A 15161-nucleotide genomic window follows, 5' to 3' on the forward strand; every position below is an offset into this window, starting at 1 on the left:
AGTCACTTGTGGCTAAAGCAACCCTAGAAAAAGACCCGTCCGACGTTGCCCGCATGTTCGATGACGTGGGCAAGAACTATGACATCACGAATACGATCCTGAGTTTTGGCCAGGATCGTATGTGGCGTCGTCGTGTCCGCGAGCGCCTTGCTTTGAAGCCGGGGGAGAAGGTCCTCGACCTGGCAGCCGGAAGCGCCGTTTCTACCGAGGAATTAGCCAAATCTGGTGCCTGGTGTGTGGCCTGTGACTTCTCCCAGGGCATGCTCGCGGCTGGTGCACATCGCGACGTGCCCAAGGTTGTCGGCGATGGTATGAACCTCCCGTTTGCCGACGAAACCTTCGATGCCGTCACGATCTCCTTCGGCCTCCGCAACATCCAGGACACGGGCCAGGCCCTCCGCGAGATGGCCCGCGTTACCAAGCCGGGCGGTCGACTGACCATTGCCGAGTTTTCCACCCCGATTCTGCCAATGTTCTCCTTCGTCTACAAGGAATACCTCATGCGGATCCTGCCACTGGTAGCCAAGCAGGTTTCCTCCAACGGCGAGGCCTACGAGTACCTTGCCGAATCCATCCGCGCGTGGCCCGACCAAGAGGAACTCGCCACCATCGTGAACGCCAACGGCTGGTCCGACTGCGGCTGGCAGAACCTCACGTTCGGCATCACCGCGATGCACTCCGCCATCAAGGAGTAACCCTAACTACCCGTCCCTTTTTGCGGCCCATCTTTTCCTGAAACCCGTGTGGGTGGTTGCAGTTGGGCCGCATTCGGATCCCTGGAGTCCCTTTTGCAGCCCATTCCCTCTTGAAGCCCGAGTGATCCACTCCGCTTGGGCCACTTTTTGCGGCGGCTGGAGAGTCCTGTGACCAAACGCGGCCCGACTCGCGCTACCCCCCGAGAGCTTCACCCCGTCTGGGCCGTATGAGGAACTCCGTGCTTACGTTTCCCCTCGCCGATCCCTTTTTGCAGCCCGACTATCGACGGAGCGCGAGTACGCGAACTGGATCGGGCCGCAAAAGGGGAGAAACAGGGGGAGAAAGGGGAGGTGGAAGCCTAGCCCCAGAGTGGCGCGGTGTTGAGGGAGCGGGTCGCCGTGCCTGCGGCGTGCCAGACGCGGGCGGCGAGGTCGCGGTCGGAATCGTCGATGAGGTTACCCATCGCGCGGGCAACGGTGGGCATGAGCAGAGTGCGCAGGGGAGTGCGGAATGCAAGCGGACCAAAGGTGGGCAGCATGCGGGGGTATGTAAGAAGCTTGGCCAGGCTGCGGGCGAGGGTGAAGGTTTCGCCGTAGTGTTCGCGCAGGACGGAGGGCCACACGCGCAGGTCCTCGTCAATTAATGAGGCAGCAAGGCGGGCTGTTTCGAGGGCGTAGTCGATGCCTTCGCCGTTCAGGGGATTGACGCAGCAGGCCGAATCGCCAAGCAGTGCCCAGTTGCGGCCCGACACCCCGGAGACGGAGCCTCCCATGGGCAGGGCCGCAGACGTGACGGACGTGGGTTCACCAAGCCCAAATTCTTCCTGAATGGATGAGGCGTAGAAGCGCAGCAGCTTTTTGGTGTTCACCTTGGCTGGGCGAGCCGCGGTGGAAAGAGCCCCACAGCCGACGTTGGCGGCGTCGACAAGCGGAAAAAACCAACCGTAACCGGGGAGGTCACCGAAGTGGGAGTGGATCCAGGGCTCCGAGGAGCGGGGGGAGGTGCAGTAGCTGCGCGCGGCGATGCCGTAGACCTGCTGCTTGTGCCAGACGCGGCCGAGTTGCGTGCCGAAGGTGGAGCGGACACCATCGGCGACTAGAACCACCTGCGGATGCACGACATGCTCGCCTACCTGGAAGCGCACGACCCGGCCGTTCTCCACAACGGGGGAGGTAGCTACCCCCGTGAGTTTCTGCGCGGGGGCGCGGTTGTAGAGGAGCGCATCGAACTCCTGCCGACGCATCGCCGAACCAACACCCCACTTCCACGGGATCTCCGCCGTGCGGCCAAAGCCATGCAGCTTAAGACCACGAGTGCGGAACGGCAGATCGATGCCGAGCGCCGAAAGCTCACGCATCGCGCGTGGAGTAAGACCGTCGCCGCAGGTTTTGTCGCGGGGGAACTCCGCACTGTCGATGAGCAGCACGTCCTTGTCCTGTAGATGAATTGCTGCAGCTGACCCAGCTGGGCCTGCGCCGATAATGGCTACCTCCGGAAAAAACTCCATGGCCCTCATTTGTACCCTGGGGTAGGTAGAAATGCATGTTTAGACTACGGTAAAGGGGTAAGTTATCTAACCAACGTATCGGACAGAGGGCAGTTTTTACACTATGAATGACACCCGCCCCCGGCTGCACAGGGACACGCCCCTAACTGGGATTTCATTTGATGAGCCCGAGCTCGCGGCTACGGTTTCACGCGACCTTCAGCGCGTGGAAGAGCTCCTGCAAAAAGAACTCAACCACGGCGAAGACTTTGTCAATGAAAAGGTCATTCATCTAGCTGCTGCCGGCGGAAAACGTTTCCGCCCCATGTTCGCGGTGTTGGCCTCGCAGCTCGGCACACGTGCTTCCTGCGAGGATGTGATCAAAGCTGCGACCGTCGTGGAGATGACGCACCTTGCCACGCTCTACCACGATGACGTCATGGACGAAGCTGACCGCCGCCGCGGGGTGGAAAGCGCAAACGCCCGCTGGGGCAACTCTGTCGCGATCCTTGCCGGGGACATTCTCCTCGCCCACGCCTCGCGGCTTATGGCCACTCTCGGTACCGATACCGTCGCCCACTTCGCGCAGACCTTCGGGGATCTCGTCACCGGCCAGATGCGCGAGACTGTGGGCCCCGGCGATGGCGATAAGATCGAGCACTACCTCAACGTTGTGCACGAAAAGACCGGTGTGCTCATCTCGTCGGCCGGCTACCTCGGCGCGCTCCACGGCGGATGCTCGCCGGAGATCACGCGAGCTTTGCAGCAATTCGGTGTCTACATCGGCACGATCTTCCAAATCGTCGACGACATCATCGACATCTTCTCCGCCTCCGCTCAGTCCGGCAAGACCCGGGGCACCGACCTCCGCGAAGGCGTCTTCACCCTCCCCGTCCTCTTCGCTCTGAAGGACGAGTCCCCCGCAGGTGAGGAGCTCCGTGGCCTCCTCACCGGCCCACTCACCAGCGATGACGACGTTGAGCGTGCCCTCGCCCTCATCGAGCAGACCTCCGGGCGCGAGCAGGCCCTCGAAGTTGTGCAGCAGTTCACCGATAAAGCCTTCGACGAGCTCTCCACGCTTCCCGACGGTCCCGTGCGCTCCGCCCTCCGTTCCCTCACCGAGTACTCCATCTCCCGCGTCCGATAGCCCCGCTGTGCAGCCGGTTTGCCTTTTGGGGGTGGGGACATAGTAAAGTATGTCTCGCACTCACGAAGTGCGGGCCAGGTTGCCCGAGCGGCCAAAGGGAGCGGACTGTAAATCCGTCGGCTTTCGCCTACAGAAGTTCGAATCTTCTACCTGGCACCAATAACCCCGATCCTCGCCACGAGGGTCGGGGTTTTCGCATGCGCAGGTTCTCCGCGCCGCAACACGGCCCATCTTTCTTTGGATCCCGGGTCCCTGCCTCCGCTTGGGCCGTGTTGTGTGCGGGTGCGTGCCGCACTGCGGCCCGTTTGCCTTCAAAGCCCGGGATCCCGCCTCGGCTTGGGCCGCGCTTGGTACCGGTGTTGCGCATTGCGGCCCATCCGGTTCTTGCTTGTCGACGTTCGGGTGCCCTTGGGCCGTGTTGTGCGCGGGTGCGTGCCGCACTGCGGCCCGTTTGCCTCCAAACCCCGAGAACCCGTCTCGGCTTGGGCCGCGAAAGGCAGCCGGTCGCATATGCACCCCAACTGCTCCCCGACAGCACCCCGGCTGCACACGAAACGCGCCCCAAAACAGGCGGGGGGTAGAAGCCCGGAAACTTGCGCTGCGAAGTCCACGTGGAGCCGGTAAGAAAAGAACTACAGATAGTTTTTGTCTACTAAGAGGTGAGGGTTTAGATGAGGTTTTCAAGGCTGGGCGTGGCGCTAGTCAGCTCGGTGGCGATTGTCGCTTCGGCGGTGTCACCTGCGGCGGCGGCACCGGATGGGACGAACATCGTCATCAACGAGGTGTACGGCGGCGGCGGGAACTCGGGTGCGACGTACACGCATGATTTCGTGGAGCTGTACAACCCCACAGACGCGCCGATTTCCCTGGATGGCATGTACCTGCAGTACACGTCGGTGAAGGGGAAGAAGCCGAATAGCGGGAACATCCTGCAGCTTGCGGGGGAGACTCCGGCGAAGGGCTACACGCTGATCCAGCTGGCGCAGGGCAGTGGCGGAACGCGGGGCATTGAAGCGGATCTCGAGGGCGATATCGCGATGAGCGGTAAGGGCGGCATCGTGGCGCTGACCAACAGTGCGGATCCGTGGACCCCGTCGGCGCAGGTTGTGGACCTGCTTGGTTGGGGAGAGGCGACCTTTGCGGAGGGGAATGCGGCCCCGGGGACGTCGAATAGCGTCTCGGTCCAGCGAGCACAGACGGGGGTGGACACGGACAACAACGCCACGGATTTCGTGACGGGAGCGCCGACGCCGGGTGATCTGAAGCCGGAGAATGCGGGGACGGTGACCATTGCGGAGATCCAGGGCACGGGCCCTGTGACACCCCTGGATGGCCAGCGGGTAACGACCAGTGGGTATGTAACGGCGAGCTATCCGGAGGGTGGTTTCGACGGCTTCTACATGCAGCAGGGCGGTGAGAAGTCGGAGGCTTCGAACGGCATCTTCGTGTTCCTTGGTCGGGATGGGCAGGTGCCGGAGGTCGGTTCCTGCGTCACGGTGACGGGCACGGCGGGAGAGTACACGGGGGAGACGCAGCTGAGTGACCCCGAGGTGGTCCCGGACACGGATTGCGGCCCGACAGTTGTTCCAACTGAATTTTCGGAGTTGCCGGAGGGGGACGCGGCGCGCGAGGCCTATGAGGGGATGCTTGTGCAGGTCACGGGCCCCTACACGGTGAGTAACAACTATGAGCTCAACACGTACGGTACGGTGGGGCTCGCCCCGGGTACGGAGCCGTTCTACCAGCCCACGGATGTTTTCCCGCCCTCGACGGACCCGAACTCGGAGGTGCAAAAGCTCGCCGTTAGCCAGGGGTTGCGGGAGGTTTCGCTTGACGACGGAAGGTCGCGCAACTATGCCAAATCCGATACAGAAACCCCGCTTCCTTACCTGGTTACCGGCGGAAAGACGGTGAAGTCCTTGCGCGCCGGGGACACTGTCATCTTCACTGAGCCTGTGATTGTGAGCGGCAGGTACGACAAGTGGGGCCTGCAGCCCACGGTGCCCATTACCGGCAACTCCGAGAGCCTCCCCATCACATGGGAGGATTCTCGGGCCGCAGAAGAGGCGGGCCCGAACGTGAAGGACTCGGAGCTGTCGCTTGCCTCGTTTAACGTCCTCAACTACTTCACCACTCTCGGCGAGACGGAGGAGGGCTGCAAGGCCTACACCGACCGCGAGGGCAACAACGTCACCGCTAACTGGTGCACGGTGCGCGGTGCCTGGTCCACGCAGGCCTTCACGCGACAGCAGGCGAAGATCGTCAATGCCATCAACACACTCAACGTGTCGGTTCTGGGCCTGGAAGAAATCGAAAATACAGCCAGCGTCACCGGCGATGCCAGCCGCCGGGATGAAGCTCTGAGCAAACTTGTGGCAGCTCTCAACGCCGACCTCACAGCGAGAGGTAAAGAGCCGACATGGGAGCTCGTCGCATCGCCGGAAAAGGTGCCCGGCCGGGAGGATGTTATCCGCGTGGCATTCATCTACAACAAGACGAAGGTGGCGCCTGTCGGCCCCTCTGTCATCATCGACGACTCGGCCTACACCGGTGTTGCCCGCCAGCCACTGGGCCAGGCTTTCGCTCGTGTGGGGCAGAAGGATCCCGAGTTCGTCGCCGTGGTGAACCACTTCAAGTCCAAGGGCTCGGTTGCCCGAGGCGATAAGGACCAAAACGACGGCCAGGGCAATAACCCGAACCTCCGCGCCGAGCAAGCTCGCGCGCTGACGAAGGCGATCGCTGCTCACGAGGAATGGAACGACATGCCGGTCTTCGTCGTCGGCGACCTCAACTCCTACACCAAGGAAGACACGATGAAGGTCCTCGAGGATGCCGGTTACACCAATATCGCCGCAACGTACGATTCCGGGCATTCGTACCAGTTTGCGGGCCGCATCGGTTCCCTTGATCATGCCTTTGGCAACGCTGCGGCGATGAAGCTTGTCGTCGACGCGGATGTGTGGGATATCAACTCGGATGAGTCCATCGCCTTCGAGTACTCCCGCGAAAACTACAACATCGCCCCGCTTGTCGACGACTCCGTCTTCCGCTCCTCTGACCACGACCCGATCAAGGTCGCTTTCAACCTGGGCACCGCCAAGCCCGACCAGCCCAGCAAGCCCGGCGACTCGGGCGACTCCGGTGCTGCCACCGGATCCAACACTTCCTCCGACCTTCCTCCGGAGGCCGTGGCGGCGCTTGAGGTCATCGGCGGTCTCGTTGGCGCGATCCTTGGACTGCTGGGGATCGGTGCTGCGGCCCAGCATTTCGCACCGGACCTTGTTAACCAGGTCAAGGGCTTGTTTGGAATTTAGATAATCCCATTCGTCGCACTATGGTTTGCACGAAAGAAAATTTAGTGCGTCGATATATTTTGGGAATAATTGGATTATCACTGATGGCGTGCGGAATCGCGCTATCTATCATCGCGGAGCTGGGGACATCACCGATCTCCAGCTTTCCGTACGTTTTGAGCCTCATTAGCTCTTTCACGGTTGGTACGGGGACCATCGCCATGAACGCAGGTTTCATGATCTTGCAGATGCTCCTCCTGTGCAAACGCTACGATCCCCGGCAGCTCGTCCAGTTGCCCGCCGCCGTCGTCATGGACGGCGATGGCCTGGCCATTGCCGTCTCCACCACGCTCAACCGGAAGTTCGAGCCAAAAAATGGCACGCCTTTGGTAACTGCAAGATCACCGTGGATACGAGCCTTGTCGTGATTGCGACTGTCCTTTCCTTCGCCGTTCTTGGCCGTGTCGAAGGCATCCGCGAGGGCACCTTGGCAGCCGCCCTCCTCGTCGGCTTCATCGCCAAATACTTCGTTCGCTGGTTGGAGCCACTGCAGAAATACCGCTAGGGGGCGTACCTCGCAGCGGTCCTCAACACGGACCAAGCAAGGTCAAAGCCCGGGATGCTTGCACCGGTTGGGCCGCATTGGGTATTGCTGGGTCCGCAACACGGCCCAGGCAAGGTCAAAGCCCGGGATGCTTGCACCAGTTGGGCCGCATTGGGTATTGCTGGGTCCCCAACACGGCCCAAGCGCAGTCAAAAGCAGGCCACGATCACCCGGTTGGGCCGCAAAACCGGAATAGGAGTGGAAAATAGCAACTGACGTGCCGATTTGTGTGAATGCATGAATGTCAGTTACTCTATCCAAGGCTTCAACATGAAGCACGGCCCCCTTAGCTCAGTCGGCAGAGCGTTTCCATGGTAAGGAAAAGGTCGTCAGTTCGATTCTGACAGGGGGCTCTGTTCTTTTATTGGAACGATGGCGGTGTAGCTCAGCTGGTGAGAGCGCACGACTCATAATCGTGAGGTCGAGAGTTCGAACCTCTCCACCGCTACTGCACTGAGCCCCCCTCGCCAAGGTGCGGGGGTTTTCTGGTACAGTGTGCAAGGTGCATGTGAAATACATGTGTCCTGAATAGGGGCGTGGCTCAATTGGTAGAGCAGCGGTCTCCAAAACCGCAGGTTGCAGGTTCGAGTCCTGTCGCCCCTGCAAAGTACTCCTAGTGCAAAGAGGATTTAACGTGGCTGATGAAAATCGCACTGCTCGTCCTACAGGTAAGCGACAGCTTACGGGCGCGAGCACTACGAGTGCTGATGCCTACGCTGAAAAGCGCCTTGTGAAGGAAAACAAGGACGAAAAGTGGGGTGGCGGCATCAAGTCTTACATCCCCGAAGTGATCGAGCAGATGAAGAAGGTCATCTGGCCGACGGGGAAGCAGATGCTTAACTACACGCTCATCGTGTTCCTGTTCCTCATCGTGATGACGATCGTTGTGTGGGGAACGGATATTCTCACCGCCAAGGGCGTGCAGTGGTTGCTCACCCCGTAGCTAGATGGTATAAACGTTTGTGATACTTCATTATCCCGCCTCCTGGACATTCCAGGGAGGCGGGATAAATTTTTGATCTGGAGAGAGTGAAGATGGAAGAGCAAGAAAACGTCGAACAGGTTGAGAGCCAGGTGGAAGCCCCGGAGTCGGAGGCCACCGAGCCAGAGGCTCCGGAGACCCCGGAGACGGAGACCCCGGAAACCCCGGAGACGGAGGAGCTTTCTGCTGAGGAGAAGGCACTGCAGGAGTATAAGCAGCGCCTGCGCAAGTTCATCCGCGAGCTGAAGAAGCTGCCTGGTACCTGGTACATCATTCAGACGTACTCGGGTTACGAGAACAAGGTGAAGACGAACCTCACGCAGCGTGCGGAGAACCTTGAGGTGGACGAGTATATTCACGATATTGTCGTGCCGGTCGAGGAAGTTACCGAGATGCGTGACGGCAAGAAGAAGATCGTGAAGAAGAAGCTGCTTCCGGGCTACGTCTTGGTGCGCATGGAGATGAACGACTCCGTGTGGTCGGTTGTTCGTGGGACGCCGGGTGTGACAAGCTTCGTGGGTAACGAAGGCCAGGCAACTCCGGTGAAGCCGAAGGATGTGGCGAAGTTCCTCATGCCGCAGCAGGCGGTGGAGGAGCAGGCAGCGGATGCTGAGGGCGACACGGTTGTTGCTGCACCTGCGGCGGAGAAGAAGCCGGTTGAGGTTGACTTCGAGGTGGGAGAGTCGGTGACGATTCTGTCCGGTGCTCTTGCGACGGTGTCTGCCACGATTTCTGATATTGACCGGGATTCCGGCAAGCTGCACGCTCTCGTGTCCATTTTCGGCCGCGATACGCCGGTGGAGCTCACCTTCGATCAGGTGGAAAAGATCAATTAGCGTTTTGTGGGGCACGTGGTGTAACATCTTCGCCCGTGCCTTATAGGCATGTACGTAAACGTTTTTCCCGGTGGCTGTAACAAGGCATCCGGACGGCACCTCGCCCTTTTATTTGACGCATCTCGAGGCGGGGCGCTGGTAACAAGGAAAGTAGGTAGAAGATGCCCCCGAAGAAGAAAGTCACGGCCCTCATTAAGCTGCAGATCGAGGCTGGTCAGGCTAACCCTGCACCGCCGGTTGGTCCTGCGCTTGGTGCGCACGGCGTGAACATGATGGAGTTCTGCAAGGCGTACAACGCTGCCACGGAAAACCAGCGCGGCAACATTGTCCCTGTGGAGATCACCGTCTACGAAGACCGCTCCTTCGACTTCAAGCTGAAGACCCCGCCGGCAGCTCAGCTGCTGCTCAAGGCCGCTGGCCTGAAGAAGGGTTCTGGCGTTCCGCACACCGATAAGGTGGGCAAGGTGACTCTTGACCAGGTCAAGGAGATCGCTAAGCAGAAGGAGCCGGACCTCAACGCACGCGACATCGACGCTGCCGCCAAGATCATTGCCGGCACCGCCCGCTCCATGGGCATCGTTGTCGAGGGTCTGTAAGAAACATCTTGTGGAAGGGCCGGCCAGGCCCGCTCACCACACATCGAAAGGATTGATGAATTATGGCAAAGCGCTCTAAGGCTTACCGCGAGGCCGCTGAAAAGGTGGACTCCAACCACCTGTACACCCCGCTCGAGGCTGTCAAGCTGGCTAAGGAGACCTCCTCCAAGAACTACGACGCTTCCATCGACGTTGTGATGCGTCTGGGCGTTGATCCCCGCAAGGCTGATCAGCTTGTGCGTGGCACCGTGTCCCTGCCTAACGGCACGGGCAAGGAAGTTCGCGTTGTCGTCTTCGCTGAGGGCACCAACGCTACCGCCGCTGAGGAGGCAGGCGCTGATTTCGTCGGCACCGCTGAGCTCATCGAGAAGATCCAGGGTGGCTGGACCGACTTTGATGCTGCTATCGCTACCCCTGATCAGATGGCCAAGGTTGGTCGCGTCGCTCGCGTCCTCGGCCCGCGTGGTCTCATGCCGAACCCCAAGACTGGCACTGTGACCCCGGATGTCGCCAAGGCTGTGAAGGAGATCAAGGGCGGTAAGATTTCCTTCCGCGTTGACAAGGCTTCCAACCTCCACGCTCTCATCGGCAAGGCATCCTTCGATGCTGAGAAGCTGGCTGAGAACTACGGCGCTCTCCTCGACGAGATCAACCGTTTGAAGCCGAGCTCCTCCAAGGGCATCTACGTGAAGAAGATCACCGTCGCTGCCACCAATGGCCCCGGCATCCAGGTCGATCCCTCCATTCAGAAGGACTTCACCGAGGCTTAAGCCACCAGGCTTTAAGGCGCGCTAACCGTAACAGAACCGAAAACCTGTACGGTCGGGCGTCGAAAAGTAAATAATAAAAGCTCATCTCTTTCTCAGAGATGAGCTTTTTGTTTTCCCAATGTAAACTACCAGGTGGTACAAGGTAAAATATTCTCCAGCGACGAGGATTGTTAATGTCAAATTTTGAATATAACGCCGAGGAAAATGCCTACCTCGGTACGCCAGGTATGGCGTGTATGCACGGTGAGGCCCAGTCATCGGACTGCTCGCCGGTTCCCGGCCCGGGTGCCGGTCCATGGGACGTCAAACACATCGACATGGGTGGCGCATGCCCGACCATCATGGTCGGGTCGGATGGCTACATCCAGGTTCTGGTGACGCAGCGTTTCGGCTCGAAGCTCACGTTCCTGCAGCCGAAGGTAGCCATCCTGGATCCAGAAAGCGGCGAGACGCTCGGTAGCTTGGAGGTGCCGAAGGGCGCTCTTCTCGGCGGTGTCTACGCCTACATCGACCACAAGGACCGCATGGTTTTCGTGGATGGTTCCAACACGCTTCTGCGCGTGGCCCACTCAGCCGACGGTCGGACCGTGTACGTGGACGAGCGTGTGTCCCTCAACCGCTTCCTGTCGCAGTACAAGGGCGACCAGGTCGTCGGCGTGGTTCCGGACTGGCAGGGCCGTGTCTGGGTCGCTTCGGCCCACGGCGCGATCGGTGTTGTAGATGCCGATAAGCGCGAGGTTCGCTCGATCTTTCTGAAAAAGTCCCAGTCGGACTATGAGACGGTGGATAACTCGATTTCCGCGTGCCCGCAGGGTGTGTCGGTGGTCACCTCTCATGCGATCTACATGCTGGATGCGGACGAGGACGGCACCCCGGAGATTCTCTGGCACGCCCTCTACGACCGGGGAACAGCCCGCAAGCCCGGCCAGCTGTCCTGGGGCTCCGGCGCATCGCCCACGTTCTTTGGGCCGAACGGTTCGGATTACGTCATGCTCACGGATAACGCCGACGAGCAGGAGAATCTCATCGTTTATGAGACCGCTACCGGTCGCCTTGTTGGTTCCACGGGCGTGTTCCAGCCAGGAACGTCGGGCACGGAGTGCTCGGCCATCGGTGTGCAGAACTCCATCGTCGTGGGCTCCACGTATGGCTATCCGTACCCGCGCTACCCGGAGGGTGCCGGCCCGTCCGTCCCCTCATCCGCGCTGTTTGCGCCTGGTCTCGAGCGCTACGATGTGACCCCAGCGGGGCTCAAGGACGTGTGGAAACGGAGGGATGTCTACTCGGCTGTGGTTCCACGCTTGTCGACGGCCGACGGCTACATCTACATCTGTGAACGCAAGCGCTTCGGCCTGGTCAACGGCTCAGTTATTTCCGGTTCGATCATCGATATGGAAACCGGCGAAACCGTCTACTCGCAGGACTTCCCGGGGCTGGTCACCGTCTTCGGCGTCGATACGCTGCAGATGGTTGGCACGATTGATAACAACGGCACGTGGTGGCAGGGCACCATCGGCGGCATCTTCAAGATCACAAAGAAGTAGGTAGTCATGACTTTCACTTTCACCCGTCGTACGTTCCTCGCCGGCTCAGCGGCCGCAGCTGCCGTTGCATCCCTCCCGGCCATCGCTGTGGCTCAGGATGCTCCGGGTATTACGTTCAAGGTCGGCTCCGTTGTCGCCGAGGGGCAGTCGTTCATGCTTCCTATCGCCGTGACGGTTAATGTCGATACGGATCTTCCGGCCGGCACTGAGCTGACGATCTTCGCCCGCGCGTTGGACGATTCCGGTCTGGTCACCGGCCCCTCGTCTATCGCTCCTCGCTTGTCGACGATTGCCCCCACCGATGAAGGTGCAGGCGAGTACAGTTTCGCGCTCCCCGAAGACGTTCCCGCTCACACGCCGGTCACCTTCGAGCTGCTGTGGAAGACCGGCCTGTTCAACTTCTCCTACCTGCCCCGCACGCAGGTTTTGGCAGTTGTCGTTATCCCGGGCGAGACCTACCGCGAGGTGCAGTCGGAGGAATTCATCTATGAGGGGATCCCCGTTGCACCCACCTCGGCTGAGTCAGCATCCCCGTTGTCCAGCTAGTTTGCATAACTCCGGCGTGGGCTGTATGGTCAATCCACGAAGTTTGTGAGGAAGCGCTTCCGGCGCTTCCTGCCCAAGTTTCACCGTAGACCGTCGGTCAGCCGAAAGGCTCGAAGGTTTCCTCATAAAACAGGAAACGGCCCACGCAGGAGTCACTTGCAACACCTTCCAATGTTTGAATTGGTTTGTGCCCTGTGCTCTTGCACGGGGCATTATTTGTGCCCTGTGGCGGACAAATGTTTTAAAAACCGTTTAATGGAAGGAGGCGAGGAAATGGCAAACCCGAAGAATACTGCGGAGCTGGCCAAGCTCAAGGAATACTTTGACGAGGCTGATTCTCTGGTGCTCACCGAGTACCGTGGTCTGACTGTTCAGCAGATCACTGATTTCCGCACTGATCTCGGTAAAGACGTGAAGTACCACGTCGCCAAGAACACCCTCATCAAGCGAGCCGCAGCTGAGGCTGGCATTGAGGGCCTTGATGATCTCCTCACCGGTCCTACCGCTGTCGCCTTTATTAAGGGCGAGGCAGTGGATGCTGCCAAGGCCATGAAGAAGTTCGGCTCTGACAACGACAAGTTCGTTGTCAAGGGCGGATACATGGACGGCGCCGCTCTGGATGCCGACCAGGTCAAGGCACTTGCAGACCTCGACGACCGCGAGACCACGCTGGCCAAGCTGGCTGGCGCCCTGAAGGGCAAGATGAACCAGGCTGCAGGCCTGTTCGCAGCCCCTGCATCTCAGGTCGCACGTCTTTCCGCTGCACTGCAGGAAAAGAAGTAAATCTTCCTTTCCCCAGGGATCGAAAATTTCATCACCATTTACCTCCCCGAGCATGTGCTCGGAAAAACAAACTGAAAGGACTTGACCGTTATGGCTAAGTACACCAACGAAGAGCTCATCGAAGCTTTCAAGGAAATGACCCTCATTGAGCTCTCTGAGTTCACCAAGCTGTTCGAAGAGACCTTCGACGTTACCGCTGCTGCTCCGGTTGCCGTTGCTGCTGCAGGTGCCGCCGGCGGCGAGGCTGCTGCTGAGGAAGAGAAGACCGAGTTTGACGTCGTGCTCGAGGATGCCGGCGCCAAGAAGATCGGCGTGATCAAGGCTGTCCGCGAGATCGTCTCCGGCCTGGGTCTGAAGGAAGCTAAGGAGCTCGTTGAGGCTGCTCCGAAGGCTATCCTCGAGGGCGCTTCCAAGGAAGACGCTGAGGCTGCTAAGACCAAGCTCGAAGAGGCTGGCGCTTCCGTCACCCTCAAGTAGTCTCTTACTGCTTTTCCCCCGGTTCGTGCCGGGGGATTTTTTATGCCCGCAGCCATCCGCAGCGCAAAGCGGCCCGATTTGATTCGGCATCTCGGCTGTTGGCGGGGGTCGGGCCGTGTTCGGGATTTGTGGGTGTGCAGTGTGGCCCGACCGGCTCCGGGGTGTCGGTGGTTGGTAGCAGCTGGGCCGCATTAGGGATTGGCGGGTGCGCAACGCGGCCCGACCCAACCCGGGACGGTTGCGGATTCCACCTCCTGGGCCGCATTCGGTACTGCGCGGGTGCGCAGCGCAGCAATCACCAAGGGGGTGCGACCGATAGGCCTTGTTTGGTCCAGTGATGAAGACGTGGGTTGAAACGGGCCGGGCATGTCAATGTACAGTGAAAGACATGCTTCCACGTTCGCGCGTAATTTCAGCTCTCCTCATCGGCCTGGGTCTCGCTCTGCTGGTGTGGGGTTTGGTCACGCCTCGGTTTACGCTGGTGGGGGAGAACGTGCCTGTCGCCCATGGTGAGCTTACGTACACACTGCGGGACGAGAACGCGAAGAGTCTCGCGCCGGCAGACATGGCGACCAAGGTAGAGCCGGTGGAACGTCAGCTTCATGTGGTGTACACCTCGCCCATTACCAATGAGGAAGCGACGGTGCGGATCGGGCTGTCTGAGCGGCGGACCGAGCGGGCGACAGATTTGGACGGGCTGCTGAAGGCGGAGGTCTACAGCTACAGGCTCGATCGGATGTCGGGGAGGGCTGTGACACCCGCGACGGTTTCTGAGCAGTTGGCGAGCCCGGTTGCGACGGTAGACGTCGATGGGCTGTGGTTCGCTTTTCCCCCCAACGCGAGCGCGGAATCCTATCCTCTTTTCGACGCCACCCTCCGCGCCTCACGCCCCGCTGTCAAGCAAGCCGAGAGCGTGGTAGACGGGCGCGAGCTTGTCACGTACGTGCAGGAGTTCGAGCCGGAAACGGTGGGTGACGCTGATGGGGCGGGCCGTGTGTTGTACCATGGCGCCAGGCGCGAGTTGATCGTCGACAAGGCTACTGGAATCATCGTCGACGTGACAGCCAAGCTGGAGGACTACTACCTCACAGATGGGCAACGTCAAGACGTTCTCCTTTTTGAGGGGTCATTAGCACCGGAAGAATCCGAAAACCTGCGCGAACTGGCAGCGGGTGTCGCGGATCCGTCGGCATGGCGCACCGCGAACTGGGTCGCGGCGGGCATCGGCGGGGTTCTGGCTTTGCTCGGTGTGCTGGGCGTTTTCGGTGCATTTGACAAACGCAGAAGAGAGCACTTTACAAATTAGTCCGGATGGTCTAGGATTATTCGTTGCGCTAGATTCGGTGGCCGTTGTTTTGAAGGCCTTGATCAGAGGAAGGCAAAAGCCGGAATTTGACAAGG

At 60.0% G+C, this 15161-nt stretch carries 15 protein-coding genes and 4 tRNA genes; 18 read left to right on the forward strand and 1 reads right to left on the reverse strand.

What is annotated here, in order from left to right; translation table 11 throughout:
* Positions 1 to 8 precede the first annotated feature (8 nt).
* Positions 9 to 695: a demethylmenaquinone methyltransferase gene (locus HMPREF3044_RS06810; protein ID WP_005390597.1), complete on the forward strand. Its 687-nt coding sequence runs from the start codon at positions 9 to 11 to the stop codon at positions 693 to 695.
* 359 nt (positions 696 to 1054) lie between these two features.
* Here the strand turns inward: HMPREF3044_RS06810 and HMPREF3044_RS06815 are convergent, their stop codons facing one another.
* Positions 1055 to 2212 (reverse strand): geranylgeranyl reductase family protein, encoded by a 1158-nt coding sequence (locus tag HMPREF3044_RS06815; RefSeq protein ID WP_070740263.1) that lies wholly within the window; start codon positions 2210 to 2212, stop codon positions 1055 to 1057.
* Between the two features lie 94 nt (positions 2213 to 2306).
* Here HMPREF3044_RS06815 and HMPREF3044_RS06820 point away from each other — a divergent pair, with 94 nt between their 5' ends.
* The 17 genes from HMPREF3044_RS06820 (at position 2307) to HMPREF3044_RS06895 (ending at position 15066) form a co-directional block, all read left to right on the forward strand.
* On the forward strand, positions 2307 to 3329 hold the full coding sequence (locus HMPREF3044_RS06820; protein WP_070740266.1) for a polyprenyl synthetase family protein: 1023 nt from the start codon (positions 2307 to 2309) through the stop codon (positions 3327 to 3329).
* Between the two features lie 73 nt (positions 3330 to 3402).
* Positions 3403 to 3488 (forward strand) — tRNA-Tyr (locus HMPREF3044_RS06825).
* Between the two features lie 512 nt (positions 3489 to 4000).
* On the forward strand, positions 4001 to 6643 hold the full coding sequence (locus HMPREF3044_RS06830) for an ExeM/NucH family extracellular endonuclease (RefSeq protein WP_070740269.1): 2643 nt from the start codon (positions 4001 to 4003) through the stop codon (positions 6641 to 6643).
* A gap of 83 nt (positions 6644 to 6726) precedes the next feature.
* Positions 6727 to 7050, forward strand: coding sequence for a DUF6198 family protein (locus tag HMPREF3044_RS13220; protein WP_070740272.1), 324 nt, complete (start codon positions 6727 to 6729; stop codon positions 7048 to 7050).
* Positions 7047 to 7187 carry a DUF6198 family protein gene (locus tag HMPREF3044_RS13225; RefSeq protein WP_005394792.1) on the forward strand — a complete coding sequence of 47 codons (141 nt, stop codon included), beginning with the start codon at positions 7047 to 7049 and terminating at the stop codon, positions 7185 to 7187. Before HMPREF3044_RS13220 ends, HMPREF3044_RS13225 begins: the two co-directional genes overlap by 4 nt.
* Positions 7188 to 7506: 319 nt before the next feature.
* Positions 7507 to 7579 (forward strand) — tRNA-Thr (locus HMPREF3044_RS06840).
* A 21-nt stretch (positions 7580 to 7600) separates the two neighbouring features.
* A tRNA-Met gene (locus HMPREF3044_RS06845) sits at positions 7601 to 7674 on the forward strand.
* Between the two features lie 82 nt (positions 7675 to 7756).
* Positions 7757 to 7829 (forward strand) — tRNA-Trp (locus HMPREF3044_RS06850).
* Positions 7830 to 7860: 31 nt separating this feature from the next.
* Complete coding sequence (gene secE, locus HMPREF3044_RS06855; protein ID WP_070740275.1) at positions 7861 to 8169, forward strand: preprotein translocase subunit SecE; 309 nt, start codon at positions 7861 to 7863, stop codon at positions 8167 to 8169.
* Between the two features lie 92 nt (positions 8170 to 8261).
* On the forward strand, positions 8262 to 9044 hold the full coding sequence (nusG, locus tag HMPREF3044_RS06860; RefSeq protein ID WP_070740280.1) for a transcription termination/antitermination protein NusG: 783 nt from the start codon (positions 8262 to 8264) through the stop codon (positions 9042 to 9044).
* A gap of 161 nt (positions 9045 to 9205) precedes the next feature.
* Complete coding sequence (gene rplK, locus HMPREF3044_RS06865) at positions 9206 to 9640, forward strand: 50S ribosomal protein L11 (RefSeq protein WP_005390589.1); 435 nt, start codon at positions 9206 to 9208, stop codon at positions 9638 to 9640.
* A 62-nt stretch (positions 9641 to 9702) separates the two neighbouring features.
* Positions 9703 to 10410, forward strand: a complete 708-nt coding sequence (gene rplA, locus HMPREF3044_RS06870; RefSeq protein ID WP_005390588.1) for a 50S ribosomal protein L1 — start codon at positions 9703 to 9705, stop codon at positions 10408 to 10410.
* A gap of 173 nt (positions 10411 to 10583) precedes the next feature.
* On the forward strand, positions 10584 to 11954 hold the full coding sequence (locus HMPREF3044_RS06875; RefSeq protein WP_070740283.1) for an NHL repeat-containing protein: 1371 nt from the start codon (positions 10584 to 10586) through the stop codon (positions 11952 to 11954).
* Positions 11955 to 11960: 6 nt separating this feature from the next.
* Positions 11961 to 12500: a twin-arginine translocation signal domain-containing protein gene (locus tag HMPREF3044_RS06880; RefSeq protein ID WP_070740287.1), complete on the forward strand. Its 540-nt coding sequence runs from the start codon at positions 11961 to 11963 to the stop codon at positions 12498 to 12500.
* Between the two features lie 273 nt (positions 12501 to 12773).
* A complete protein-coding gene (rplJ, locus tag HMPREF3044_RS06885; protein ID WP_034989360.1) occupies positions 12774 to 13283 on the forward strand; it encodes a 50S ribosomal protein L10 in 510 nt (169 codons plus the stop codon).
* Positions 13284 to 13373: 90 nt separating this feature from the next.
* Positions 13374 to 13760, forward strand: coding sequence for a 50S ribosomal protein L7/L12 (gene rplL / locus HMPREF3044_RS06890; RefSeq protein WP_005394800.1), 387 nt, complete (start codon positions 13374 to 13376; stop codon positions 13758 to 13760).
* A 388-nt stretch (positions 13761 to 14148) separates the two neighbouring features.
* Positions 14149 to 15066, forward strand: a complete 918-nt coding sequence (locus HMPREF3044_RS06895; protein WP_168167239.1) for a cell envelope lipid trafficking protein PgfA — start codon at positions 14149 to 14151, stop codon at positions 15064 to 15066.
* The last annotated feature ends 95 nt before the right edge of the window (positions 15067 to 15161 follow it).

The sequence above is a fragment of the Corynebacterium sp. HMSC073D01 genome (genome assembly GCF_001815555.1).
Lineage (GTDB): Bacteria > Actinomycetota > Actinomycetes > Mycobacteriales > Mycobacteriaceae > Corynebacterium > Corynebacterium glucuronolyticum.

Coding starts and splice junctions, on each gene's coding strand:
- HMPREF3044_RS06815 (WP_070740263.1), bottom strand. CDS start 2,212: ATGAGGGCCATGGAGTTTTTTCCGGAGGTAGCCATTATCGGCGCAGGC.
- HMPREF3044_RS06820 (WP_070740266.1), top strand. CDS start 2,307: ATGAATGACACCCGCCCCCGGCTGCACAGGGACACGCCCCTAACTGGG.
- HMPREF3044_RS06830 (WP_070740269.1), top strand. CDS start 4,001: ATGAGGTTTTCAAGGCTGGGCGTGGCGCTAGTCAGCTCGGTGGCGATT.
- HMPREF3044_RS13220 (WP_070740272.1), top strand. CDS start 6,727: ATGGCGTGCGGAATCGCGCTATCTATCATCGCGGAGCTGGGGACATCA.
- nusG (WP_070740280.1), top strand. CDS start 8,262: ATGGAAGAGCAAGAAAACGTCGAACAGGTTGAGAGCCAGGTGGAAGCC.
- rplK (WP_005390589.1), top strand. CDS start 9,206: ATGCCCCCGAAGAAGAAAGTCACGGCCCTCATTAAGCTGCAGATCGAG.
- rplA (WP_005390588.1), top strand. CDS start 9,703: ATGGCAAAGCGCTCTAAGGCTTACCGCGAGGCCGCTGAAAAGGTGGAC.
- HMPREF3044_RS06875 (WP_070740283.1), top strand. CDS start 10,584: ATGTCAAATTTTGAATATAACGCCGAGGAAAATGCCTACCTCGGTACG.
- HMPREF3044_RS06880 (WP_070740287.1), top strand. CDS start 11,961: ATGACTTTCACTTTCACCCGTCGTACGTTCCTCGCCGGCTCAGCGGCC.
- rplJ (WP_034989360.1), top strand. CDS start 12,774: ATGGCAAACCCGAAGAATACTGCGGAGCTGGCCAAGCTCAAGGAATAC.
- rplL (WP_005394800.1), top strand. CDS start 13,374: ATGGCTAAGTACACCAACGAAGAGCTCATCGAAGCTTTCAAGGAAATG.
- HMPREF3044_RS06895 (WP_168167239.1), top strand. CDS start 14,149: ATGCTTCCACGTTCGCGCGTAATTTCAGCTCTCCTCATCGGCCTGGGT.